Source organism: Candidatus Paraluminiphilus aquimaris, from assembly GCF_026230195.1.
GTDB lineage: Bacteria > Pseudomonadota > Gammaproteobacteria > Pseudomonadales > Halieaceae > Luminiphilus > Luminiphilus aquimaris.
In genome coordinates, this window is record NZ_CP036501.1 from 598,715 (window position 1) to 624,480 (window position 25,766).

Annotated in this window: 21 protein-coding genes; 6 read left to right on the forward strand and 15 right to left on the reverse strand. The window is 50.7% G+C overall.

Going from position 1 to position 25,766, the window contains the following annotated elements; all coding sequences use genetic code 11:
- Positions 1–12 precede the first annotated feature (12 nt).
- The 8 genes from E0F26_RS02695 to rpmH form a co-directional block, all read right to left on the reverse strand.
- Complete coding sequence (locus E0F26_RS02695; protein WP_279242508.1) at positions 13–771, reverse strand: ParA family protein; 759 nt, start codon at positions 769–771, stop codon at positions 13–15.
- A complete protein-coding gene (gene rsmG / locus E0F26_RS02700; protein ID WP_279242509.1) occupies positions 768–1,406 on the reverse strand; it encodes a 16S rRNA (guanine(527)-N(7))-methyltransferase RsmG in 639 nt (212 codons plus the stop codon). The genes E0F26_RS02695 and rsmG overlap by 4 nt, the downstream gene beginning before the upstream one ends.
- On the reverse strand, positions 1,399–3,300 hold the full coding sequence (gene mnmG / locus E0F26_RS02705) for a tRNA uridine-5-carboxymethylaminomethyl(34) synthesis enzyme MnmG (protein WP_279242510.1): 1,902 nt from the start codon (positions 3,298–3,300) through the stop codon (positions 1,399–1,401). Before mnmG ends, rsmG begins: the two co-directional genes overlap by 8 nt.
- A gap of 567 nt (positions 3,301–3,867) precedes the next feature.
- The gene (mnmE, locus tag E0F26_RS02710; RefSeq protein ID WP_279242511.1) at positions 3,868–5,226 is read right to left on the reverse strand and encodes a tRNA uridine-5-carboxymethylaminomethyl(34) synthesis GTPase MnmE; all 1,359 of its coding nucleotides are present in this window, start codon (positions 5,224–5,226) and stop codon (positions 3,868–3,870) included.
- A gap of 12 nt (positions 5,227–5,238) precedes the next feature.
- Positions 5,239–6,921: a membrane protein insertase YidC gene (gene yidC / locus E0F26_RS02715; RefSeq protein ID WP_279242512.1), complete on the reverse strand. Its 1,683-nt coding sequence runs from the start codon at positions 6,919–6,921 to the stop codon at positions 5,239–5,241.
- Positions 6,922–6,933: 12 nt separating this feature from the next.
- A complete protein-coding gene (yidD, locus tag E0F26_RS02720; RefSeq protein ID WP_279242513.1) occupies positions 6,934–7,200 on the reverse strand; it encodes a membrane protein insertion efficiency factor YidD in 267 nt (88 codons plus the stop codon).
- Positions 7,200–7,556 carry a ribonuclease P protein component gene (gene rnpA / locus E0F26_RS02725; protein WP_279242514.1) on the reverse strand — a complete coding sequence of 119 codons (357 nt, stop codon included), beginning with the start codon at positions 7,554–7,556 and terminating at the stop codon, positions 7,200–7,202. The genes yidD and rnpA overlap by 1 nt, the downstream gene beginning before the upstream one ends.
- A 21-nt stretch (positions 7,557–7,577) precedes the next feature.
- Complete coding sequence (rpmH, locus tag E0F26_RS02730) at positions 7,578–7,712, reverse strand: 50S ribosomal protein L34 (protein WP_153994520.1); 135 nt, start codon at positions 7,710–7,712, stop codon at positions 7,578–7,580.
- Between the two features lie 479 nt (positions 7,713–8,191).
- Here rpmH and dnaA point away from each other — a divergent pair, with 479 nt between their 5' ends.
- Genes dnaA through gyrB form a run of 4 tightly spaced genes read left to right on the forward strand, consistent with a single transcriptional unit; the run spans position 8,192 to position 14,335 of the window.
- The gene (gene dnaA / locus E0F26_RS02735; RefSeq protein WP_279242515.1) at positions 8,192–9,631 is read left to right on the forward strand and encodes a chromosomal replication initiator protein DnaA; all 1,440 of its coding nucleotides are present in this window, start codon (positions 8,192–8,194) and stop codon (positions 9,629–9,631) included.
- Between the two features lie 37 nt (positions 9,632–9,668).
- A complete protein-coding gene (gene dnaN / locus E0F26_RS02740) occupies positions 9,669–10,778 on the forward strand; it encodes a DNA polymerase III subunit beta (RefSeq protein ID WP_279242516.1) in 1,110 nt (369 codons plus the stop codon).
- Between the two features lie 14 nt (positions 10,779–10,792).
- A complete protein-coding gene (gene recF, locus E0F26_RS02745; protein ID WP_279242517.1) occupies positions 10,793–11,869 on the forward strand; it encodes a DNA replication/repair protein RecF in 1,077 nt (358 codons plus the stop codon).
- A 33-nt stretch (positions 11,870–11,902) separates the two neighbouring features.
- A complete protein-coding gene (gene gyrB / locus E0F26_RS02750) occupies positions 11,903–14,335 on the forward strand; it encodes a DNA topoisomerase (ATP-hydrolyzing) subunit B (protein WP_279242518.1) in 2,433 nt (810 codons plus the stop codon).
- 54 nt (positions 14,336–14,389) lie between these two features.
- On the opposite strand, the gene E0F26_RS02755 is transcribed toward gyrB, so the two are convergent.
- Genes E0F26_RS02755 through glyQ form a run of 3 tightly spaced genes read right to left on the reverse strand, consistent with a single transcriptional unit; the run spans position 14,390 to position 18,783 of the window.
- Positions 14,390–15,748 carry a DNA recombination protein RmuC gene (locus E0F26_RS02755; protein WP_279242519.1) on the reverse strand — a complete coding sequence of 453 codons (1,359 nt, stop codon included), beginning with the start codon at positions 15,746–15,748 and terminating at the stop codon, positions 14,390–14,392.
- A 15-nt stretch (positions 15,749–15,763) separates the two neighbouring features.
- The gene (glyS, locus tag E0F26_RS02760) at positions 15,764–17,827 is read right to left on the reverse strand and encodes a glycine--tRNA ligase subunit beta (protein ID WP_279242520.1); all 2,064 of its coding nucleotides are present in this window, start codon (positions 17,825–17,827) and stop codon (positions 15,764–15,766) included.
- Entirely contained in the window at positions 17,824–18,783 is a 960-nt protein-coding gene (glyQ, locus tag E0F26_RS02765) for a glycine--tRNA ligase subunit alpha (protein ID WP_279242521.1), read from the reverse strand. Before glyQ ends, glyS begins: the two co-directional genes overlap by 4 nt.
- Positions 18,784–18,853: 70 nt before the next feature.
- On the opposite strand from glyQ, the gene E0F26_RS02770 reads away from it, so the two are divergent.
- Positions 18,854–19,801 (forward strand): lysophospholipid acyltransferase family protein, encoded by a 948-nt coding sequence (locus E0F26_RS02770; protein ID WP_279242522.1) that lies wholly within the window; start codon positions 18,854–18,856, stop codon positions 19,799–19,801.
- A complete protein-coding gene (gene djlA / locus E0F26_RS02775; protein ID WP_279242523.1) occupies positions 19,798–20,607 on the forward strand; it encodes a co-chaperone DjlA in 810 nt (269 codons plus the stop codon). The genes E0F26_RS02770 and djlA overlap by 4 nt, the downstream gene beginning before the upstream one ends.
- A gap of 18 nt (positions 20,608–20,625) precedes the next feature.
- Here djlA and E0F26_RS02780 read toward each other — a convergent pair whose 3' ends face one another.
- The 4 genes from E0F26_RS02780 to fmt form a co-directional block, all read right to left on the reverse strand.
- Complete coding sequence (locus E0F26_RS02780) at positions 20,626–22,074, reverse strand: TrkH family potassium uptake protein (RefSeq protein WP_279242524.1); 1,449 nt, start codon at positions 22,072–22,074, stop codon at positions 20,626–20,628.
- Positions 22,074–23,450 (reverse strand): Trk system potassium transporter TrkA, encoded by a 1,377-nt coding sequence (trkA, locus tag E0F26_RS02785; protein WP_279242525.1) that lies wholly within the window; start codon positions 23,448–23,450, stop codon positions 22,074–22,076. The genes E0F26_RS02780 and trkA overlap by 1 nt, the downstream gene beginning before the upstream one ends.
- A 79-nt stretch (positions 23,451–23,529) precedes the next feature.
- Positions 23,530–24,804 carry a 16S rRNA (cytosine(967)-C(5))-methyltransferase RsmB gene (gene rsmB, locus E0F26_RS02790; RefSeq protein ID WP_279242526.1) on the reverse strand — a complete coding sequence of 425 codons (1,275 nt, stop codon included), beginning with the start codon at positions 24,802–24,804 and terminating at the stop codon, positions 23,530–23,532.
- Positions 24,801–25,766, reverse strand: coding sequence for a methionyl-tRNA formyltransferase (gene fmt, locus E0F26_RS02795; RefSeq protein WP_279242527.1), 966 nt, complete (start codon positions 25,764–25,766; stop codon positions 24,801–24,803). The genes rsmB and fmt overlap by 4 nt, the downstream gene beginning before the upstream one ends.

The following is a 25,766-nucleotide window of genomic DNA, read 5'->3' on the forward strand; positions in this document are numbered from 1 at the left end:
CTTAGCCGCGACTTACTGTCGACGCGAAAATTCCTCCGCTAACGCCATGTAGGCTCGAGCACCACGGGAATAACGATCATAAACAATACCTGGTTCACCATGACTTGGTGCCTCGGCCAACCGCACATTACGCGGTATAACCGTGCGATAAACCAAATCACCAAAATGACTGAAAAGCTGCTCAGACACTTCTGTCGTTAATGAGTTTCTAGGGTCGTACATGGTTCTCAAAATACCTTCTATTTCGAGGTCCGGGTTAACCGTTTCGTTGATACGACGAATCGTGTTGAGCAGTGCTGATAAACCCTCTAACGCAAAGTATTCGCACTGCATCGTAATAAGAATCGAGTGACATGCCACCATCGCATTGACTGTCAGCATGTTCAGAGAGGGCGGACAATCGATAAGCACATAATCGTAGCGGAGCTCCCCAGGTGCTAAGCCGCTTTTTAATCGTGTTTCCTTCCCATCGACATCTATCAGTTCGACTTCAGCCGCAGTTAAATCACCATTAGCAGGAATCACATCAAACCCGCCGGTCGGCGATGCGATTGCGCACTGTTCAAGATCGCCCTCGTCGAGGAGTAGATCAAGAATCGAAAACTCTACCGCGTTCTTTTCAACGCCCGAGGACATTGTCGCGTTGCCTTGTGGATCCATATCGACCAACAGTACGCGTTTATCGATCTGTGCCAACGACGCAGCCAAGTTAACACTGGTCGTTGTTTTCCCCACGCCACCTTTTTGGTTCGCTATGGCAATTATTTTCATTGGTTTCTCTCGCCCTGTTTAACGATTGCGAGCATTCTCGCGTCGTTAAGAAACGGCACCTTTAAATTCACCGTTTTCTGAACGGTAAAATCGAGATCTAAATCCGATATCTCACTCTCCGCTGTCTGCGACTTCATCGCAAACCAACGACCGTCATCACTCAATAAATGATGCGTTACTCGACACATACGATTCAGGTCTGCAAAGGCTCTGGAAATAACCACATCAAAACATTTTTGTGGGTGATATTTCTCAACACGATCCTGAACGACCTCAATATTCTTAAGATCAAGTTGATTCGCGACTTGTTGTAAAAATCGTGTTTTTTTACCGTTGCTGTCTAATAAAACAAAGTGCGTGTCAGGAAGGTAAATTGCAAGTGGAATCCCGGGTAAGCCAGCGCCCGTTCCTACGTCACAAACGCGCCTTACCAACTCAAGGTTAGGCATGACACTAAGACTATCGAGCAGGTGTTTGATGACCATCTCTCGTTTAGATCGCACTGCCGTTAAATTAAATGGTTTATTCCACTTTTGTAATAGGTCTAAGTACTCAACGAGCGCAGGTTTATGGCAGGGGTCTAAGCCAAGCGAGGACAGTCCCGCGCCTAATAAGTCTGATGCGGCACTAGCCATTACTTGCGTTGAGAACCGTCGACGAATGAGACTCCCGTTTGAGATAGACAAGGAGGAGTGACAGTGCTGAGGGCGTCACGCCTTGGATCCTGCCAGCGCGCGCCAAATTCTCAGGTTTTTGGTCCATCAGTTTCTGGCATATTTCGTTGGATAAACCGCTTACTTGAGTAAAATCAAAGCCCACAGGAATCGCGGTGTTTTCATGCCGTTTCAATCGGTTTATTTCATCTTGTTGTCGCGCAATATAGCCAGCGTATTTAACACGGGTTTCTATGTGATCTGCTGTGGCGGTATCGGTAACCGCCTCGCCTTTAAGGCAAGCCACATCCTGGTAGCTAAGTTCTGGACGGCGCACTAGGTCCGCCATGGAGTACTCTCGCGATAGCGGTGACACCAGCTTCTCATTCAAAGACTGAGCTTGGTTCGTATTCGGATGAATAAACGTTGTTTCAAGCCGATTCAATTCCTGACTAATACGCTCGCGCTTTGCTTCGTACGTTCGCCAGTGTTGGTCTGTTACGAGACCTAAGCTGCGACCCAGCTCGGTGAGTCGCTCATCCGCATTATCTTCCCTGAGTTGCAGTCGATACTCTGCACGCGATGTAAACATGCGGTAGGGCTCCTGTGTCCCCAAGGTAACCAGATCATCGACTAGTACCCCCATGTAAGCTTCATCTCGCCGAGGTTCCCATAACGACAAGTCGCGTGTGAACCGTGCCGCATTTAATCCGGCTAACAAGCCTTGTGCACCTGCTTCTTCATAACCTGTTGTGCCATTTATCTGGCCAGCAAAAAATAGACCCGCTATTTGTCTTGTTTGGAGATTGTGCTGCAAATCTCTAGGATCGAAGTAGTCGTACTCAATGGCATAACCTGGGCGCGTAATGTGGGCGTTTTCGAGGCCAGGAATTGTTCTGACCATGGCGTCTTGAATGTCGTAAGGCAGCGATGTGGATATACCGTTGGGGTACAACTCAGTTGTAGTTAACCCCTCAGGCTCTAAAAAGATCTGATGCGAGGTTTTGTCGGCGAACCGGTGGATCTTATCTTCGATGCTAGGACAGTAGCGCGGGCCTGTACCCTCAATGACACCACTGAACATGGGAGAACGATCCAAACCGCTACGAATAATGTCATGCGTCGATTCATTGGTTTTCGTTATCCAACAACAAACCTGCTCTGGATGTTCGTCCATTGATCCCAGTTGTGACATGACGGGGCGAGGTTCATCACCCCATTGCTCTTGTAAATCAGAGTAATCGACACTGTTGCCATCAATTCTGGGGGGGGTTCCCGTTTTCAGGCGCCCTATTCTGGGGCACAACTCGCGCAAACGATGCGCTAAGGTAATGACCGCCGGGTCTCCCATACGCCCGCCAGTTTGGTTTTCGAGGCCAATGTGTATTTTTCCGTTAAGAAAGGTTCCCGCAGTGAGCACACACGCTTTTGTGTGAAATCGAATTCCTGTGGCTGTGCGCACTGCTGAGACTGTTGTGCCGGTCAGCTCAATGTCATCTACCGCGTCCTGAAAAATAGTAAGATTTTCTTGTGCGAATAAAATTTGTCTTATCGCATTACGATAAAGAACGCGGTCAGCTTGCGCACGGGTCGCTCGAACAGCCGGTCCCTTTCTCGCATTGAGAACCCTAAACTGAATCCCCGCATGATCCGTTGCCCGCGCCATTGCGCCGCCTAACGCGTCTATTTCTCTGACAAGATGCGACTTACCAATGCCACCGATAGCAGGGTTACACGACATTTGCCCTAATGTGTCTATTGAGTGGGTGATGAGGAGCGTGCGCGAGCCTGCACGAGCAGCCGCAAGCGCCGCTTCTGTTCCGGCATGTCCGCCGCCAACAATAACGACATCAAATATTCGATTCGCTGTAGTCAAACTTCATCGCCTCCGATGGGGCGCGGGAGTATACGGGCATTTTGGTCATAACTTAAGTCAGCTGTCATTACGAGAAGCACGCTTCAATAACGTTAAACGGCCAAGATGTTTCCGTGTTTGTCTTTACTCCTACGAGTTGTAGGGGAGGTTACGTGGCTAGATGGCTAAATCTAGACGCTAGTTTTACTCACTTAATGCTCTAGGAGAGGAAATCATTTACTTGCTTGCAACATGATTCTTCTGTGCGGGTCTAATTGATTAAATAAAGAATATATATAAAGAAAGATACTTTATTGTTGTAGTTATTAAGGGCGTTAAAACTGTGGACACTTCGCCCAATTGCGCTTGTGACTTGGTTATCACGGCCGCATAAGTCGGTAAACAACCACCGTATTTCCTCAGCAGAAGCCTGTGATGACTTTTGGATAAGTGTGCCCTTCTTTTGATTTCAGAGTAGCCGATACTTACACACAATTAAGTGCACAGGCTTACAACCCCTGTTCTGCACAGGCTTATCAACACGAGAGGAAAATAATTAAAAGGTGGTGGCAAGGTGTGAATAGACTGTTATTTGCCGATGCAAAAGGAGCTGAAAATCTGCCCTAAAATGTCATCGCTCGATACCTTGCCGGTGAGAGAGTCGATGGCGTTTTGAACGAGTTTCAAGTCTTCGGATAGCAGCTCGGCTGCATTGTGTAGGCTATACGCAGACAAGGCATTTGTCAGATGTTCATTGGCAACGGTCAGCGCCTCAACATGGCGTTGTCTTGCGCTGAACTGGCTGGTCTGATGACCTTCACCAAGTAATATCGTTTCAATAACCGAGGTGAGACTTTGCAGTCCTTCACCTGTCTTTGCACTCACCCCTACGCGAGTTATTCCATCTTGCGATGTTATAACACCCGCTGTACGGCCTGACTGGTCGATTTTGTTGTGCACTTTGATGATTAGGTTGCGGTCACCGGGAAAATCCACCTCATCATCAAAGTCTTGGTCAAGAAGACAGGTGTCGTCAACAACATGGATAATCAAATCGGCCATGCCTGCTGTGTTTTTAGCGCGTTTTACACCCTCTTTTTCGATGACATCCTGAGTTTCTCTGATACCGGCTGTATCGATTATTTCTAATGATAAATCACTGATATTGATGGTTTGTTTCAGCGTGTCACGTGTTGTTCCGGGTAAGTGGGTAACAATAGCGACGTCATCGTGTGCCAGCGCATTGAGTAGGCTACTTTTACCCGCGTTGGGTGCGCCAAATAACGCAGCGGTATAACCCTGCGTTTTCCGTTGGGCTGTCGATACGTCGTTTAAAAGCGAAGAAATGGTTGCTTGGCATTCATTCAGGCGCTCAATAACTGAATGGCGCTTAAGAACATCAATGTCTTCTTCAGGAAAGTCGATAGATGCTTCGGTGAGAGCTCGCAGTTCATTCAGACGCTGGGAGAGCGTGGTCACTAGTGTTGAAAACCCGCCCGCGAGTGATGAACTTGCGAGTTTGGCTGCGGTTTCGTTCTCGGCAGCAATGAGGTCAGCTATGGCCTCTGCTTGTAACAGGTCTATCTTACCGTTTAAAAATGCGCGTTCGGAGAATTCACCGGGTTGCGCACTTCTCGCACCAAGGTCCAGACAGCGAGTTAATATGCTTTGTAAAACTATGTGCCCGCCATGGCCCTGTAATTCCACGACATCTTCACCGGTAAAGGAGTTTGGACCAGGAAAATAGAGTGCGATTCCCTTATCAAGTACGTCGCCAGAGGCTGCCGTAAATGACGTGTAGTGTGCGAACCGCGGAGTCAGTGCGGTGTTTGTGACCTGCGAGGCGATGGCAGAAGCATTCGGTCCGCTCAAGCGAATCATGCCGACAGGGCCGTTTCCCCTCGCCGTTGCAACGGCTGCGATCGTGTCGGTTTCTAATCCGGCCAAATGATTAAGACCTTATCGGGCTGCTTGTTCAATCTGCCGAGTCACAACGTACTGCTGTGCAAACGACAGCAGGTTGTTGCAAAGCCAGTACAACACCAAGCCGGCTGGGAACCACATCATTAAGAATGTAAAGGCAATCGGCATGTACTGCATGATCTTTGCCTGCATAGGGTCGGGTGGAGCGGGGTTTAAGCGCTGCATCAAGTACATGCTGATACCCATAAGAATAGGCAGTACAAAATAAGGGTCCATGGCTGAGAGATCGTCCACCCATAAGATGAAGGGTGCATGCCGAAGCTCAACGGACTCAAGGAGTACCCAATACAACGCAATAAAGACAGGCATTTGAATCAACATGGGTAAACAGCCACCCATTGGATTAATTTTTTCCTTCTTCCACAGTTCCATCATGGCCTGTTGTTGCTTGGCTTTATCTTCTGCGTACTGGTCTCGGATGCTTTGTATCTTAGGTTGTACCGTTCGCATTTTCGCCATCGACTTGTAACTTGCGGCTGACAATCTAAAGAAGGCGAGCTTGACGCAAATGGTGAGAATAATGATCGCCACACCCCAGTTGATTACAAACCCCTGAATCATTGTAAGTAGCCAAAACAGGGGTTTTGCCAACCACCATAACCACCCGTAATCAATTACGAGGTCTAAGTTCTCAGCTAGATCAGCAAGAGCAACTTGGTCTTTCGGTCCCACGTAAAGCCGTTGTGAAACCGTTGTTGTTTCTCCGGGAGAGATCGTAATTGATGGGTTTTTAAAACCGATTACGTTGTCGCCATTAGACAGCCTGCTTGCAAAGTAGTCGTGTGACTCATTTTGTGCAGGTATCCATGCCGATACGAAGTAATGCTGCAAAATGGCAACCCAGCCCGCGGGAAGCTGCTTTGCAAAAGGTCCATCAGCAAGATCAGAAAAAGACAACTTCGTGTAGCGTTCGTCCGGTTGTCTGAGTGCGGCACCGAGATAGGGACTGACACCAAACCCAACGTTTGCGTTGGGCGCTTCCGTGTTGTCTCGCTTCAGTTGAGCAAAGGGCGTCATCGATGCACTGGCAGGGCCAGCGTTAGTGATTGTGTAGTCAACATCAACGAAATAACGACCGTCATTGGCGGTAAAGCGCTTGAATACCTGAAGCCCGTCCTCCCGGTTGCCTGCCCACGCAAGGGTTAACGTGTCGCTACCGTCACCATTGGTTGTTGTTCCTAGAGAAATATATTGTGCTCGCTGACCGCTTGCATCAATGCCATCTGGGCCAATGAGACCACTTTGCGCGACGTAGGTTCTCAGCGCACTTGATTCCAACAACAAAAAAGGTTGGTCCGGTGTGTCGAGTCGTGTGGGGAATTTTGGTAAAGACGCGTCCATCACATCACCACCGTCTACGCTCACGCGAAGATTGAGTGTGTCGGTGGTTAAAGGCGCTAAGCCGCCGGCGTATCCCTCTGAAGGGATGGGGGTTGTATCGGCAGAGACCATTGGTATGTCTGATATTGTCGAATCAGAGCGCGTATTGGCTGTTTGATCGCTATACGCAGGCAACGTTCCGGGCGCTCTCGACACTTCGGCGGCGTACCGTTCGGCCTGGTCTTTGTTGTAATCATCGGAATATTGATTCCATTCGATCAATAGCATCAGCGAAAGAACGGCGGTGGAGCTGATGAGTAATAAGCGTAGGGGGTCCATTACGTCCTCGGTCTATTGGTCGTTTTTACTTGGGTTGTCAACGGTATCTGGAACAGGATCATAACCGCCGTCGCTCCATGGATGACAGCGAGAAATGCGTTTTATGCTCAGAATGCTGCCTTTTATCGCCCCGTGTTCACTAACGGCTTCAATCGCATAGGTGGAGCAACTGGGGTGGAACCTACATCGGTTACCGATAAATGGGCTGATGAAGAGCTGATAGAGCTTTATGGGTGCGATGATGGCGATGAGGGTAAACCGGTGAAACAGTGATCGCATCAGACGCGCTCCCTCTTGTTGACGAGCTTTTGCCAAACAGCCGCGATGTCTTCACGTAATTCAGCATTGGACTTGTCAGCGACGCCACGCCGGGCTAAAAAAATGATGTCAATGGGCGTAGGAAGGGGGTTTAAGCGAAAGTGTTCTCTGACAATGCGCTTTATTCGATTTCTTTGAGTAGCGTGTCGGACATTCTTTTTAGCGACAATGACACCCAGTCGTGACTGCTCCTCACTCGACGAAATACTGAGCAACATACCTGAAGCGCCGCTTGCTTTTACGGGGTTACCGTCAAAAACAGCGCTAAAGGCTTTTTTGTCGAGTAGTCGGTGGTGTTTTGGAAACGAGGTGCTCATGGGCTTGTTGCCCACAGGGGTTTACGCTGACAGACGGAGACGTCCACGCGCACGTCGTCGCGCCAAAACTTTACGGCCATTCTTTGTAGCCATGCGTGCACGGAAACCGTGGTTGCGCTTGCGCTTTAAAACGCTGGGTTGGAATGTACGCTTCATGCTGGGTGCCTTTGGTAGACAGTCGTGAAATTAGGGGGGCGGAGTATAGGTATCTCAGCAGTTACTGGCAATAGGCAATACACCACAAATGATAATGGCGCGCCGTGTATAAATTATTTTTGCGTGAGTGCCTGCTAACGTCTCGAGGACCAGATCATGGGGGTCACTTGTCATAGACAACCCGGTTGCAATGGTTTTGCAACACAAAGTCCATAACTTATACACAAGAAACTCACAGAAAAACCCCTTCTAGAGCTTGATTTTTTTTGTTTCTTAAGTTTCCCCAAAAAAAACATAAGCCATTGATTTCTATCGTTTTAATTGTTCTTGATCTGGAGATAAATTTGTGGATAACTAGGCGCAGACTAACGAATTAGCACAGCGTCGATGTTTTATCGGCCACAGCCGCACGGAAATGTACGATTAATGGCGGCCGTTCAAGTCGTCACAGCCATTCATAGCAAAGATTACATAATAAAATGCAACCAACTTCGATCGACCACCTGCCAGCTAGCAATCAAAGCCTTTGGGATGAATGTCTTCATCAGCTCAAACGAGAGGTGCCAGAAGTTCAGTTTAATACCTGGGTGAGACCACTAACGCCTGTGGAGGATCGAAACGCCTTTGTTTTAAGAGCACCGAACCGCTTCATTAGAGACTTTGTTGAAGATAAGTACAGTCATCTGATCAGCGAATGCTTGTCGATGTTGAGCACAGATGTGCAGAGTCGAACGCTAAGGGTAGTAACGGGCGAGAGTGGGGGGTTGAATCAAGGCGCCGCTGCCGCACCTAAACAGTTTGAGCCAAACCTGAACTCGCCAACAAATTTTAGTTTAAGTGCCCGTTCTCAGAGGCCTGTCAGTCAGCCAAGAGAGCAAAGGGTGGTGGTTCCTTCGCACCAGCATAATCTGGTGGACGGGTATACGTTTTCCAGTTTTGTTGAAGGAAAAAGCAACCAATTAGCGCTGGCGGCAGCCCAGCAAGTGGTAGAAAGTCCGGGAGATGCCTACAACCCACTGTTCTTATACGGGGGCGTTGGCTTGGGCAAGACGCATTTAATGCACGCCGTTGGTAATGCCTTAAGGCAACGCAAGCCGGATGCAAAGATCGTTTATTTGCATAGCGAGCGGTTCGTAGCGGACATGGTAAAGGCCCTGCAATTAAATGCGATTAACGACTTTAAACGGTTTTACCGCTCAGTCGATGCGCTCTTGATTGACGATATTCAATTTTTTGCTAATAAAGATCGAAGCCAGGAGGAATTCTTCCATACATTCAATGCCTTACTGGAAGGTGGTCAACAAATGATACTCACCTGTGATCGCTATCCAAAAGAAATTGATGGTGTTGAGGAGCGCCTGAAAAGTCGTTTTGGCTGGGGGCTTACTGTTGCAGTAGAGCCACCTGAGCTTGAAACCCGAGTGGCCATTTTGATGAAGAAGGCGGAGCAAGCCGGTATTAATATCTCTCATGAAGCGGCCTTTTTTATAGCGCAGCGGATTCGCTCGAATGTTCGCGAGCTCGAGGGTGCGTTAAAACGTGTTATTGCGAGTGCGAATTTTACGGGCCGTCCTTTTGACATAGACCTTATTAAAGAGAGTTTAAAAGACCTTCTTGCGCTTCAAGACAAGCAGGTGTCGCTTGATAACATTAAGCGCACTGCGGCGGACTACTACAAGATTAAGGTCGCAGATCTACTTTCTAAGCGGAGGAATAGGTCTGTTGCTAGGCCACGGCAGGTGGCTATGGCTTTATCAAAAGAACTAACAAATCATAGCCTGCCGGAAATTGGCGATGCGTTTGGTGGTCGAGACCACACGACAGTGCTGCACGCATGTCGTAAGATAACGGAGTTAAGAGAAACGACGTCCGATATTGGGGAAGATTACAAAAACCTGCTACGTTTGCTAACAACGTAATATGGCAGCGGGTTGCTGAAAAAGAGAGAAAGAAAGAATGAAGTTTTCGGTATCTAGGGATGCGCTTATTCGGCCACTTAATTTGGTAGCAGGTGTAGTTGAGCGAAGGCAGACGCTCCCTATCCTGTCCAATGTGTTGATGAGCTTGGAAGGTAATCGGTTGTCACTGACCGGCACAGATCTTGAAGTAGAGCTTGTTGGGCGCATTGAGGTTGTCAATGCGGGTCCAGACGGCGATATCACTGTCCCCGCCAGAAAGTTAGTCGATATATGTAAAAGTCTCCCTGACGGTGTCGACATCAACTTTAGTGTCGAAGACGGCCGCGTTACGGTGAAGGCGGGACGCAGCCGGTTTACTTTATCAACACTGCCTGCAGCGGAGTTTCCCACGGTCGAGGCCGGTGAGGGCGAGGTTGATTTAGAGCTGTCGCAATCGCTTGTTCGCCAGATGATCGAGCGCACTGGCTTTGCCATGGCGCAGCAGGATGTTCGTTATTACCTCAATGGCATGTACTTGGAGATTAAGGCTGGACGTTTGCGCTTTGTAGCAACCGACGGTCATCGGTTGGCGCTTTGCACTGCGCCGGGGGAGTTGGCCGCAGAGGACAAGTCAGTCATCGTGCCGAGGAAGGGCATATTAGAGCTTGCACGCCTGCTAGACGGCGATGGGTCAGTAACACTCATTGTTGGTTCGAACCACATTCGAGCCGTGACCGATCAGTTTACATTTACCTCAAAGCTGGTTGATGGAAAGTTTCCTGAGTATGAGCGCGTATTGCCAAAATCCCCAGACAAAGCCGTTTCAGGTGATCGATCGGAGTTGAAGCAAGCCTTTACGCGAACCGCCATTTTATCTAATGAGAAGTACCGAGGCGTGCGATTGTCTCTGTCTGATGGGGCTTTAGAGATAACGGCGAACAACCCAGAGCAAGAGCAGGCCGAGGAGTCGGTGCCGGTTGATTACGCCGGTGAGGTACTTGAGGTTGGCTTTAACGTCAGTTACTTGCTCGATGTCATGGGTGTTTTGTCGGGCAATACGGTTCGCATGTCCTTGTCGGACTCGGCGAGCTCTGCATTGATCGAAGAAGGGGAAGCTGTCAGCGGCGAGGCAGAGGCTCTCTACGTCGTTATGCCCATGCGACTCTAAGGTTCTTGCACGCGTTGCTTAACCAGCTTTCGATTGAGAACTTCCGAAATATCACCGCAATGTCACTGTCCCTTGATGAGGGACTAACAGCGTTTACGGGTGATAATGGCGCGGGTAAGACCAGTGTTTTGGATGCTGTTCATCTACTCGGGACAGGTAAGCCGTTTTCTACCCACCGTATTAACCACGTTATTCAGCGTGAGTCCTCATTCGTTCAAGTAGTGGGGCGCCTATCGGCGCCGGCAAAAGCCATTTTGGGTGTGCGCCGCGATCGTGGCGGTGGTGGCGAGGCGCGAATTTCAGGCACACCGGTAAAAACGTTGTCTGAACTGGCTAAGGCGATGCCTTTGGTTGTGATGAATGCAGAAACGTTGAATGTTATTCGCGATGGGCCTGAGGGTCGCCGAAAGTTTATCGATTCGTTTGTGTTCCACGTGGAACAAGACTTTGCACAGATGTCCCGTCGTTATCAAAATGCGCTCAAACAGCGAAACGCTTTGTTGCGGGATCGCTGCTCATCTGACGATGCGGTTTGGGTTCGAGATTTGGCAGTGACGGGGGAGTTGTTGAGTGCGGCCCGATCGCGCGCGGTCGTCTCGTTAGCTAAAGCGCTCGAAGGTGTTTTGTCGGATGTGGATATTTCGTTGCCCTCGTGGAAATTGCTTCAACGACCTGGTTGGGGTGGTGGCTTGTCGCTTTATGACGCGCTGAGCGCTTCGTCTGACTCAGATAAGCAAAGAGGGTTTACACAGGTCGGTCCGCATCGGGGTGATGTGGTTTTCATGGTTGAGGGGTCGCCTGCACACGAAGTGCTATCACGTGGCCAAATGCGCGTTTTGATGGCGGCGACGAAGCTTGCTCAGGCGCGCGTTATGCGCCGTGATACAGGTGTTTCGCCGCTGTTGTTGGTTGATGACGTGGCTGCCGAACTTGATGCGAATAATGCTGCGGGGTTGTTTCGTAACATGGTGTCAGATGGCTTTCAGGTCCTCGCTACCATGGTTGATGCGACAGGCGCGTCCGCGTGGACTGAAAATAGATTGTCAAATGTGTTCCACGTGGAACACGGAACGATCATAGATGGCAATTAAGTGGCATAATAGGCGGGAGTTAAAGGAGATCTCATGGAAGACACAACACCCGGCGTAGAAGAAGGCAACTACGATTCATCAAGTATTAAGGTTCTGAAGGGCCTTGATGCGGTAAGAAAGCGTCCGGGTATGTACATCGGCGACACCGATGACGGCACAGGCCTGCACCACATGGTCTTTGAGATTGTTGATAATTCTATCGATGAGGCTTTGGCCGGACACTGCAACCAAATAGATATTGTTATTCACCCTGATGAATCCGTAAGCGTTAGTGATGATGGGCGTGGCATCCCGACTGAGCAGCATGAAGAGGGCGTATCTGCGGCAGAAGTGATCATGACGGTGCTGCATGCGGGTGGTAAGTTCGATGACAACACCTATAAGGTCTCCGGCGGTCTCCATGGTGTGGGTGTGTCGGTTGTCAATGCATTGTCTGAAGAGTTGTGTTTGACCATTCGCAGGCAGGGAAAGCTCCACGAACAAATTTACAGGCACGGTGTCCCCGATGCGCCCTTGTCGGTCATAGGTGAGACCCAAGACTCTGGCACGTCTGTTCGGTTTAAGCCTTCAGCCGAGACGTTTTCCAATATTAAGTTTCACTTTGATGTGCTGGCGAAGCGACTACGGGAACTCGCTTTTTTGAACTCGGGGGTAAGAATTGTTTTATCCGACGAGCGCAGCGGTCAGAGCGAAACCTATTGCTACGACGGTGGATTGAGCGCGTTTGTCGATTTTCTGAACCAAGCCAAATCACCCATCAATAAGGTTTTTCATTTTGACGTGCAAAGCGATGATGGCGTCGGTGTGGAAGTGGCCTTGCAATGGAACGATGGTTTTCAGGAAAGCATTTTCTGTTACACCAACAATATTCCACAGCGCGATGGCGGAACGCACTTAGCAGGTTTTCGCTCTGCCTTAACACGAGGCCTTAACGGCTATATAGAGCGAGAGGGCTTAGCAAAGAAAGCGAAAGTGAATACAACGGGTGACGATGCGCGAGAAGGACTAACGGCTATCGTCTCAGTTAAAGTCCCCGACCCTAAATTCTCCTCGCAGACCAAAGATAAGCTCGTTTCAAGCGAGGTTAAGCCCATTGTTGAGCAGGCTATGGGCGCGGCGTTTGGCGCGTTCCTCTTAGAAAATCCAAGTGATGCGAAGTTAATCGTTGGGAAAATGCTTGACGCGGCAAGGGCGCGGGAAGCAGCCAGAAAAGCGAGAGAGATGACGCGGCGCAAGGGCGCGCTTGATATTGCGGGCCTGCCTGGAAAGCTAGCAGATTGCCAAGAGCGAGACCCGTCGTTATGCGAACTTTACTTGGTTGAGGGAGATTCGGCGGGTGGATCGGCGAAACAAGGCCGAAATCGTAAATTTCAGGCGATTTTGCCCCTAAAAGGAAAAATCTTGAATGTCGAACGTGCTCGGTTCGACAAAATGTTGGGTAATGCCGAGGTGGGCACCATCGTTACGGCTCTTGGTTGCGGTATCGGCAAAGACGAATTCGACCCGGATAAGCTGCGATATCACCGAATTATCATCATGACTGACGCGGATGTTGATGGATCCCACATTCGTACCTTGTTGTTGACGTTTTTCTTCCGTCAAATGCGCGAGCTGGTCGAAAGGGGCCATGTTTACATCGCTCAACCGCCACTTTACAAGCTGACACGGGGTAAAACGAGTCAGTACCTCAAAGATGAAGAGGGACTTGCTGAATATCTAACGAACGCCGCATTAATTGATACGACGCTCTATAAAGATGAAAACAGTGACGGCCTCTCAGGCGAAGGTCTTGCAAATATTGTGTCGCGCTATCAGCACGCACAGCACACCATTGAGCGTTTGAGTCGCGTTTATTCTGCAGATATTTTGTGGGAGCTGGTTTATACCGCCCGTTTGCATGTGGATGCTATGGGCGATGAAGCCTCCGTTGCGGCGTTTTCTGATGCATTAAGTGAGCGCTTACTATCAATAACGGGAAGTAATACCATTTATGAGTGTTTACTGCGACGTGATCCAGAGCGAGGCAACTACTACGTCGTGGTCAGACGCACCGCTCACAGTGTGGCTACTGATATTGTCTTGGGACACAACCTGTTTAGTTCTAATGAATACCGTGACCTGACAGAGCTCGGTGCACTTTTGGCGGACGCCGTAAGCGCCGACAGTTTTGTGAAGCGGGGAGAGAAGGTGTTCGCGTCTTCCGACTTCGCAAATATAATGCGCTGGCTTCTAGACGAGGCGCGTCGAGGTTGTTCGATTCAGCGGTACAAGGGCCTAGGCGAGATGAACCCAGACCAGCTGTGGGAAACAACGATGGATCCCGATGCCCGACGAATGTTGCGCGTGACAATTGAAGATGCGATTCGTGCTGATCAAATGTTTGTGACGCTCATGGGTGATGACGTTGAACCACGGCGCGACTTCATTGAAACCAACGCATTGGCCGTTGCGAATCTCGACGTTTAAAGTAACCGCTCGGCCGTAAGCCTTTGTTTATATGGGGCTTAGTGGCTTAGTGGCTTAGTCTGGTTTGTCTTCCTTTGGTGTATTGCCTTTGTCGGTGGCAAGAGACAGTTGATTGGCGTCTGTCTGTTCCGGGAGGACGTCTATGTTTTCTGGAAATGATTTTGACACGCGTGTGGATAGCGTTTGGAAGCGATCGACTTTGCCGTGAAGCCCCTGCCGTCCGACCAAGCTTTTAACCGCATCATTGTAACGTTTTGTGGTTTGCGAAAGCGCACTACCCACGTTTTCCATCCGCTCTGCAACCAAACACACGGCATTGAAAATATCGCCTGCCCGGTCGCTAATTTCGCGGGCTTCTTCGTTGCTACGTTCAACCATCCACAAGTTGGCGACCGTCCTTAAAATAGGCATGAGTGTCGTATGCGAGACTAAAATAACGTTTTTCTTGTAGCCGTAATTGAACAGATCGCGGTTGGTCCGCATGATTTCGATATAGGCGGGTTCAACCGGCATGAACATAAGGACAAAGTCTGGGCTTTGCAGGCCGGCTAAGTTTGCATAGTCTTTGTCTGACAACTGGTCGATATGGCGCTTTACCGCATTAGCATGCGCCACTAATGCTTGTGTCCTAACCGCGTCCTCCTCAGCAGTAATGGCTCTCTCATAGTCGACCAATGACACCTTACTATCGATGACAACGTGCTTGTCTTGTGGGAGGAAAATGACAAAGTCAGGAAGAAAGCGCTGACCGTCTTCGCCTTTGAAGGCTTGTTGCGCCTCATAATGTTCACCTCTGCGAAGGCCCGCAAGCTCAAGAGTTCTCTCAAGCTGGGCTTCTCCCCAGTTCCCAACCAATTTTTTATCACCTTTGAGCGCCTGGGTGAGATTGCTTGCCTCTGAAGACATCACTTGGCCCATGTCGTGAAGCTGCTTTATTTGCGTTTTAAGGACGGCGTTTTGCCCAGTAAGGTCGGTATGAACTTGGTTTACTCTCGATTGAAAGCCATCGATCTTCTCAGAGAGCGGTTTCAGAAGTTGATCCAGCGATTCCTGGTTCCGTGAGGCAAGCGTCTTTTCTCCTTGGCTCACCAAGGTCTGCGCCGCTTTTTCAAACTCCAACTTGAGAACCTTCTTAGCGTCTTCAAGTAGCGCAAGCTTCGCTGTGTGCTCTGTTTCCTTGATCGAAAGCGTGGCCTTGAGTCCCTCCTCCCGAGCAACGGAGGCAGAGAGTTGCTCATTTAGCGCGGCCATTTCTATTTTGAGCTGTTCTAACCCCTCTTTCGCCACGTCTCCACGGGTCAACGCCTCACTCACACTTTCCTTGTATTGGCGATGTTTTCGATTGTTGTATGTCGTGGCCGCCAAAAATAGGATGCCTAGAACTAAACTAACGACCAGCGCGTCTAAACCCATCGAAAAGAACCTCGGTTATCTTGCTAGCACCGCCAAGTCGGCAACCCTCAGAAATTGATTACGTAATGCTTTCAGTAATGCCAAACGATTTAACCGTATCGCGTCATCGTCTGCGTTGACGAGTACTTGCTCAAAAAACGCATCGACATCGTTTCTTAGACCTGCCAAGCAATTAAGCGATTCAACGTAGTTCGAGACACTTAGCGCCTTATCGAGTTTATTTTTGGTTTTTTCAAGCGATTCATACAATGTTGTTTCGGCGGACATTTCGAATAGTGCCGGATCAACATTACCGATGGTTTCGCCAGTTTTTGCCAGGATATTGGCTACACGCTTGTTGGCCGCCGCAAGTGTCATCGCAGCCTCAGACCCTGCAAAGCCCTGAATGGCTTGGCTTCGACCGTCAATATCGCCAATAGTTTGAGTGCCTACAGCGGTAACCGCTCTTAACATATCAACCGATACGCCGACCTCTTCGTAATGTGCGGGCAGCCGCTCAAGTAAGTAATGTAAAACTGTGTCGACGGTATCTGCCAATAGGATGCCGCTGTCAAACTCAGACGCTGCTTGCCCAATTACCCCTCTGATATCGGATTCTGGCGCGTAAGCCAGTAAAAGCCTTATGACTGCGACTGATGCGCGCCTCAGGGCGAAGGGATCTTTTGACCCTGTTGGGCTTTGTCCAATGCCAAAGATACCCACCAGCGTATCAAGCCGATCGGCTAAGGCGAGTGCAGCGGATTCCGGTGTTAGCGGCAGCTGGTCACCCGAAAACTTAGGCCAGTAATGCTGCTCGATAGCGTCTGCGACTCCATCAGAAAGACCGTCGTTAAGTGCGTAGTGCCTACCGGCAATACCCTGTAATTCGGGGAACTCTCCGACCATATCGGACACGAGATCGGCTTTTAAGACAGCGCCTGCGCTACTGACAGTTGCCTCGTCTGCGCCGAGCGCGCCACTTAGAGCGACAGCCAGTTGCGCAATTCTGCGCTGCTTATCTGCCAGGGTTCCCAAGTCGCGTTGAAACAGAACGCTTTCAAGCCGCTCAGACTTTACAGCGAGACTCGTTGCTTTGTCTGTGTCAAAGAAAAATGCGGCATCCGCCAATCTAGGGCGTATCACCTTCTCGTTTCCGTAGACGACTGCTTGCGGGTTTGAGCTTTCGATATTGGAAATGGTGATGAAAGCGGGAACTAAAGCACCGTCGAGCGTTTCGATATGAAAATACTTTTGATGCTCTCGCATCGAAGAGACAAGTGCTTGGCGCGGGACCGACAAGAACGCCTCGTCAAAGCCCCCTCGTAATGCAACGGGCCACTCTACAAGACCGGTGACTTCGTTGAGTAATGCTTCATCGATAATGGCGGTTTCAGTATTCGACACCAAAGCCTCGACTTGTTGGCGAATCAGGGCTTTGCGCTCGCTGTGGTCTGCAATGACGTATTGCTCGCGTAGAAGTGCTTCATAAGATTCTGGGTTGGGAATGTTGATTTCGCTTTGTCCGTGAAAACGATGACCACGTGACGTCCGACCAGACTGAAGACCAAATAGCGACACATCGAGTGCGTCGTCACCGAGCAATAAAATGAGCCATTGAACGGGGCGCAAGAACTCGTGACGCTCCCTACCCCACCGCATTCGCTTGGAGACCGGGATTTGTGCCACGGCTTGTCGAACAATCTCTGGCAATGCCTCAGCGCAAACGGCGCCTTGAACACGTTTTACTATGCCAAGCCTGTCACCTTTGTCGGTGGCAATGGTAGCGAGCGCGTCAACGGCTATGCCCTGCTTCTTGGCGAAACCGATTGCAGCAGGTGTCCAGTCGCCTTCTTTTGTTTTGGCCGCTGCAATAGGCGGGCCCAAAATTTCTTGTTCAGTGTCAGGCGCTTCCTTGGAGACACCCGAAATAATGGCGGTTAAGCGTCGAGGCGTTGCGAGCACTCTCGCCTCGTCAAAGTGCAAACTGTGACCTTTGAGGCCGCTACAAATGCCTGCGGCAAGAGCCTCTGCCATATGCACGTATTCACCGGCTGGAAGCTCTTCCGTTCCCAGCTCAAATAAAATCGTTTCTTTGCTCATGCTTGGGCCTCCTTTGCCAGCGAAGCCAATGCAGCTTCGGCAAGGTCGGCGTCCGCCAGAGGGAAGCCCAGTTTGGCACGTGCGGCCACGTAACCTTTTGCTGCCGCGCGGGCAATCGTTCGAACCCTCAGGATGTACCGTTGGCGCTCGGTCACGCTGATCGCATGGCGCGCATCAAGAAGGTTGAACGTGTGCGACGCTTTCATCACATACTCATAAGCAGGCAGTGGTAGGGCAAGTGCGACAAGCCGCTCGGCTTCGCTCTCGCAGAAATCAAAGTGAGCAAACAAGTGATCGACATCAGCCTCTTTGAAGTTAAACGTCGACATTTCAACTTCGTTCTGATGAAAGACGTCACCGTATTTGATGACGCCGGTTGGTGTCTCGGTCCACACGAGGTCATAGACGGACTTAACGTCCTGTATGTACATGGCTAGTCGCTCTATTCCGTAGGTAATCTCACCTGTGACGGGCAAGCATTCGAGTCCACCTGCCTGCTGAAAGTAAGTGAACTGGGAGACTTCCATGCCGTTAAGCCAAACTTCCCATCCTAATCCCCAGGCGCCCAACGTGGGCGACTCCCAGTTATCTTCAACAAACCGAATGTCGTGTTTGAGAGGGTCTAAGCCTAGTCGCTCCAAGCTACCTAAATAAAGCTCTTGGAAGTTCGCTGGCGATGGCTTCATAACCACTTGAAACTGATAATAGTGCTGCAGTCGATTAGGGTTTTCGCCATATCGGCCGTCTTGGGGCCGTCGGCTAGGTTGCACGTAAGCGGAGTTCCAGTTTTCGGGGCCTAAGGCCTTAAGAAACGTAGCCGGGTGAAACGTGCCCGCGCCAACTTCTAAATCTAGTGGCTGTAAAATGACACAGCCGTTCTCCCCCCAAAAGGCTTGGAGTTCGAGAATGAGCTGTTGAAATGTTAGTGGTGAACTCACGTAAATGTCCCAATACATCGAAGACGCGAGTATACAGTGGCCAGCACTGGCATAATATGAGCAATCATCGGCAATTAAGCGCATCTAGGTGTCAAAGAGTCACAATTCAGCGAAGTTTTTGATCAAGGATCGTCTTGCGGCAGGCGTGCTTAGGGCGAGTTTGCGCCTTTCGTCGGTACTGCCTTTAGAAACGGCTCGTGGCTGCGGTCGTCTGCTTGCACGTCTTTTATATGCGATGAACTCCAAAACAGTCCGTATTATTCGGCGTAACATTGAACTGGCCTATCAAGATCGATCGCCTTCAGAGCGCGAGGCCTTGGTAAAAGCCGCCATCAGTGAGCAAGGGGCGCTGATCAGTGAGTTGGGCCATGTTTGGAGGCGCTCTTCTGATTACGTCATGTCCAAGGTCTCCGTCGTAGGGCAAGCGCACTTTGATGAGGCGCTAGCCGATAAGCGAGGTGTTCTGGTGTTGGCGCCTCATGTAGGAAACTGGGAGGTTTTGCCTCATCACTTGGTAACGCAGGGAGATCTACTTGGACTGTTCGAGCCACCGAAGCTTCCAAGTGTTGGTAGAGAGGTACTTGCAAACAGGCAACGCCCTGGTGGTGAATATGTGCCGACCACGCCGAAAGGCTTGGTAAAGTTGATTAGGCATTTCAAACAGGGCGGTTTGACGGGTATTTTGCCTGATCAGGTGCCCAGTCATGAATCGGCGGGTCTCAACGTGCCCTTCATGGGCGTCGATTGTTTTACGGCAAGCTTGTGCGCCAATTTGCTTTCTAAATCGGGTGCTAGAGCCTTGATTGCAGGTGTCTTCCGGGTCTCTGGCGGTTGGGAAGTGGTTTATAACCCTGTCTCTGAATCGATCTATGACAAAGACTTGAAGACAGCGTTACAGGCTATGAATAAAGATATTGAAAAATTGATTTCTGGGCGCGATCAACAATATCAATGGTCCTACAAACGATTTCGAACACTCCCGCGCTCGCTTGCTGATCATTACGCCGGTGTAAAACACCGAGGAGGGAAAAAATGAATGTTTTCCTGGGGAAAATTTTAGGGACGCTCATTGGGTTTTCTGCATTAGGTGTTGTCGGTGGCTTTGTTGGATTTTTAGTTGGACACCTCTTTGATTCTGGCCTATTGCGGGCCATAAGAATGACGGGCCCCGATGGGCTCCATGAGTTGCAACAAGAGTTTTTTGATACGACGTTTGTCATGTTGGGGTATATCGCTAAAGCCGATGGTCGCGTGTCGGAGACAGAGATCGCGCAGGCCGAGGCAATGTTTGCTCAATTACGGTTGACACCCTCACAGCGTGAGGGTGCGATTAAGCGATTCAAGCGGGGTGCCGAGGCGACTTTTGATCCCGCGCCGGAACTGACCCGTTTTAGACGAATTGTGGCATTGCGCCCCAACACCTCCCAAACGTTGATGCTGTTTTTGGCCAGTATGGCTCTGGCCGATGGCCGCTTGGACAGGGCTGAGAAAGAAGCGCTCTCTCGAGTTGCTCGCGCGCTAGGGATCTCCGAGACGGCACTGCAGCGCATAGTGAGTATGGTGGCGGCGCAAGCAAATTTTGGCGGGCAGCGCCAGCAGCAGCGCCGACAGTATCAGCCGCAGCGCAGTCAATTGGCCGAGGCCTACCAAGCCTTAGGGGTCAAACCCGATGTTGACGATCGTGAGTTGAAAAAAGCCTATCGTCGACTAATGAGTGAGAATCACCCGGACAAACTCAGCGCGAACGGCGTTCCGAAGGAAATGGTTGAGCTCGCCACCGAACGTTCTCAAAATATAACCACCGCATACGATCTCATTAAGCAATCGCGCGGCTTGAAGTAGCGAAGAGAAAGTAACTGGCTACGGTCGCCAGAACGTGGGCGTAAAGAGAATCAGAAGGGTAAAGATCTCAAGCCTTCCTAAGAGCATCGCTATACACAAGATCACTTTACCTGCGTCGGACACCGCTCCGTAGTTGGCCGCTACCGTTCCTAATCCAGGCCCTAAATTATTAATGGCGGCCATGACTGAGCTTACCGCTGAGAGAAAATCGAGCCCCGTACCCAGCATCGCCAGTACCAAAATGAAAGACGAGAACATGTAGACCGCGAAAAAACTCCAGACGGCACTAACCACCTCTGGTCTGACGCGACGGTGATCGAGCTTGAGCGGTATGACTGCGTTTGGGTGCAGCAGCTGGCGAAGCTCCCGCAGCCCCTGACGAAAGATGAGCAAGATCCGCATCGCCTTCATACCGCCGCCAGTTGATCCTGCGCAGGCGCCCATAACGCTTAGCATCAGCAGGAAAATGGGTAAAAAGGAGGGCCACGCCGAAAAATTATCGCTCGCGTATCCGGTGGTTGTTGCAATAGACACCGTCTGAAACAGGCCGTGAATGAGTGCTTCCTCCAGGGGTAGCGTGTTCATTATGGCGAGCGTTGCACAGGTAATAACGACAGAAATCAGCACCATGCCGGAGAAAAATTTCGTTTCAGAGTCATAGCGATAAATCGTCGGATTCCGTTTCGAGAACGCGACAAAATGCAACCCGAAGTTGACGGCGCTGATGAGCATAAACAAGCTGCTGATCAACAAAATAACATTACTGTCGAAATACCCCATGCTTGCGTCGTGAGTCGAAAACCCCCCGATTGCGATGGTAGAAAACGAGTGGCTAATGGCATCGAAAGCGCTCATTCCAGCCAGGAAATACGCTAAGGCGCAGATGACCGTGAGACCTAAGTAAATGCTAAAAAGTGCTTTGGCGGTCGACGTAATTCGGGGGGTGAGTTTGCTGTCTTTTGCGGGCCCCGTGCTTTCTGCGCGATATAACTGGACTCCACCAATTCCAAGCATGGGTAGAACAGCCACCGCCAACACAATGATTCCTATGCCGCCCAGCCACTGAAGCAATTGCCGGTACAACAGGATCGATTGCGGTATGTTGTCGAGCCCTACCAACACCGTCGCGCCTGTTGTCGTCAGGCCTGATACCGACTCGAAAACCGCATCAAATACCGTAATGTCCACAGCGTCACTGAGTAGAAACGGCAGAGCACCATAGACACCCAGAACGATCCAGAACGCGGCTGTGACCATGAATCCGTCACGAATTTGTAACTCTGATTTCACACGCTGGGTCGCCAACCACAAGAAGACGCCCGAGGAGGCGGTTGCCGCAAAGGCCTGACCAAATATGGATGCCGTTCCGTCGTTCTGTACCCAGCCTAGAGTCATCGAGGGCAGTGTTCCCAGGCTAAACAGCATAAGCAGCAAGCCAACGATCCGAACACACAGGCCAATATTCATTAGATGAAGCTACCGCCGACCACAAACAGCTTTTCAACCAAGCTTATTTTCGAGGGGTCCGTTAGGAACAAAATAACGTGATCATCCTCTTCAACAACGACATGCCGATGCGCAATGATGACTTGGTCACCGCGAAGTATGGCACCCACCGTTGCACCCGGGGGCAAATCGAGCTCGTCGAGTCGTCTTCCCACAACCTTTGATGTTTTGGGGTCGCCATGTGCCGTCATTTCGAGCGCTTCGGCAGCCCCTCTTCGCAGCGAGTGCACGGCGCTGATATCGCCTTTTCGGACATGGGTTAACAAGCTGCTGATCGTGATCTGTTGTGGCGATATGGCGATGTCGATTTCTTGGCCTACAAGCTCCGCGTAGGCTGAGTTAGTGATGAGTGTAATCACTTTTTTAGCGCCTAAGCGTTTGGCAAGCATAGACATCATGATGTTGGACTCACCATTGTTGGTGAGCGCACAGAACACATCAGTATTCGCGATGTTTTCTTGTTGCAGAAGCTTAGAGTCATTTGCGCTGCCGTTGAGCACAATGCTCTCCTCTAACTCTTCCGAGAGTTGGCGACAGCGATCGTAGTTGAGTTCGAGTACTTTGACTTGATAGTCCTGCTCGAGTCGCTTCGCCAGCGACGCCCCAATTTTCCCGCCTCCCGCTATCATCACCCGTTTGTAGGGTTCGTCGAGCTTTCTCAGTTCAGAGGTGACAGCCCTTATGTTTTCACTCGCCGCGATAAAAAAGGCTTCATCATCGGGTTCTACAACGGTTGAGCCCTCGGGAATAATAGCGCTTTGAGATTTGCGGAAGATCGCGGCTACGCGCGTGTCTACACTTGGCATGTGCTCGCGGATTTCTTGGAGTTCACGCCCTACGATCGGCCCCCCGTCAACAGCCCTCACGGCAACGAGGCGTATCTTTCCGCCGGCGAAATCCAATACCTGAAGCGATCCGGGATTTAAGATCAACTGGTGGATAGCGTCGGTAACCAGCCGCTCAGGACTGATCGACACATCGACGGGAATGGCGCCTGACTGGAATAATTTTTTATCTTCATTGAGATAGTCGACTTCGCGAATTCTGCAGATTTTTGTTGGCGTGCGGTAGAGCGTGTAAGCAATGGCGCAGGCGAGCATATTGACTTCGTCGCTGTCGGTGACGGCGATGAGCATATCCGCATCTTGTGCACCGGCGTCCGCTAACGTGGTTGGTTTAGAGGCGTCACCTTTGACGGTCCTGATATCCAGGCGCTCTTGCAACTGCCGAAGTGCGGAGTCCGAGCTATCCACCACCGTGACATCGTTCTGTTCGTCGGCGAGGTGTTCGGTGAGCGTGCCGCCAACTTGCCCAGCTCCCAAAATAATGATCTTCACGACGTTAGAGGTTCCTTGAACAACGAGTGATCGGTGTCATTACCCGCGAATGGTACTCCGATTTTTCGCGAACTCCAGATTAGACCGCTTTTTCCAGCATGCAGTAGTAGAGCCCGTCTCCGCCGGACGCAGACGGTAACGTCTGTCGACCCACTTTCTTTTCAATGCCGATGGTCTCAGACAGAGGTATGACCTGCGCATTATTTGTTATCTCAACGAAGTCGCTGACAACGTCCTCGTTCTCGGCGGGCATCAGTGAACAGGTGATGTAGAGTAATTTCCCACCCGGGCGTACTTTCTGCCACGCGGACTGAAGCAGTTCAGCTTGCAGCGCCGCAAACTGCGGTATATCGGTTTTGAGACGAATCAGCTTTACGTCGGGGTTGCGACGCATTACGCCAGTTGCAGAACACGGCACGTCGAGTAAGACCAAATCAAAATTATCACCAACTGCCGGCGCTGTCAGATCACGTCCATCGCCCACCACCGTCTTGATTGAGAGACCCAGTCGCTGGGCGTTGTCTTCGACACTTTGTAGCCGCGATGGCGACACGTCCATTGCTGTGACTTGCGCACCCAGCTCTGCAAGGTGGCAGGCTTTGCTGCCGGGTGCAGAGCAGACGTCAAGGACGCGAAGTCCTTTGGTTACTGCAGCCACCGTGCCTGCGATTTGCGCTGATTGGTCTTGAACACTGGCAAAGCCATCAAAAAACAGCGGTATTTGTGACACCGGTAGGGCCGATTGCAGTGTGACACCGAAGTCCCCAGCTGTTGTTGCAGTAATGCCTTCCGCTTCAAGGCGGGCTAAATAGTCAGCTAGGGCTGTTTTTTGCGCGTTGACTCGCAAGGTTAAGGGCGGTTTGTGTCGACCTGCTTCAGCAATCGCCTCTAGTGGGTGGGGATAGTGCTTTTTTAGGAGTTTAAAAAGCCATCCGGGAAGCGCGGCGCGTTCACTGTCTCCCAGCTGCGCTCGAAGCGCCTCGCAGTCTCTTTGATACCTGCGAAGGCAGGCATTTAACAGTTTAGCCGCCCAAGCCCGATTGAGCTCATGACAAACCTCTACCGCGGCCGAGACAGAGGCATAGGCTGGTGTTGTGCATTCATCGAGTTCATAAAGCGCAACAATGAGCAGCGCTTCGAGCGCGCTGTCTTTGGGCTTTAGCGGCTTTTCCAGTAGCTGTCGCGTAATGCCTTTGTAAAGTGGCCAAAGTCGTAAGGAGCCATAGACGAGCTCTTTAAAAAACGCGCGTTGCGAGTCGTCTACGTCATGTTGAGCCTCATCGTAGAGCGTGTTTAATGAACCGCCCTGCTGAACTTTGTCGAGAAGGAGTGCGGCTGATAATCGGAGGCTCATTGGGTCTCGCTTGTAAAGACATCACCGAGGGTTAAGCGATCTTTATGGCCATTGAGAATGTCTGATAGCGACATGGGTTTTTTGTTGGGTAGTTGCAGGCGCGTAATGACGAGATAGCCCTCACCGCAGGCAATGGTTAGGCCGGTTTTGTTTATAGCAACTAACGTGCCGGGCGACTCATTAACCTGCCTGACCGATGGGTCAACAGTCGCCTCCCAGATTTTAATGCGCTCACCGTGATAAAAGCCAAAGCAGCCTGGCGCGGGCGAGAGTGCACGAATTTTGAGGCTGATTTCCTGAGCTGATAGTTGCCAATCAATAGCCGCTTCTGCCTTCGTAATTTTGTGGGCATAGGTCACCCCGACCGATGGCTGCTCTACTGACGATTTAAGGGCGAGTTCTAGGGAATCCATCGTGTTTATGAGGGTCTCAGAACCAAGGGCTTCCAGCGCTTCGGTCAAGGTTGCTGTGGTGTGTTGATCACTAATATCAATTGAGGCCCTCGAAAGCATGGGCCCGGTGTCGAGCCCTTCATCCATGGCCATGATGGTCACACCGGTAGAGCAGTCGCCCGCCTCGATGGCCCTGTGAATCGGCGCCGCGCCTCGCCATCTGGGCAAGAGCGATGCGTGAACGTTTATGCAGCCAAGCCTCGGTGTGCACAAAATAGTGTGTGGCAGTAACAGTCCATAGGCAACGACAACCATGACATCCGCATTAAAGGCTGCCAATTGCTGCGCTGAATCTTCTCCCCGCAATGTGGTGGGTTGAAGAACGGGGAGCCCGTGCTCCAAGGCGATCTGCTTAACGGGCGAGGCGCTAAGTCGCTTGCCACGACCCGAGGGCCTGTCAGGCTGTGTGTACACCGCGACCACTTCATGGCGTGACGCAATCAGTTGTTTAAGATGCGCTGCTGCAAACGTCGGTGTACCGGCGAAGACAACCCGCAGTTTTGTGGTCAT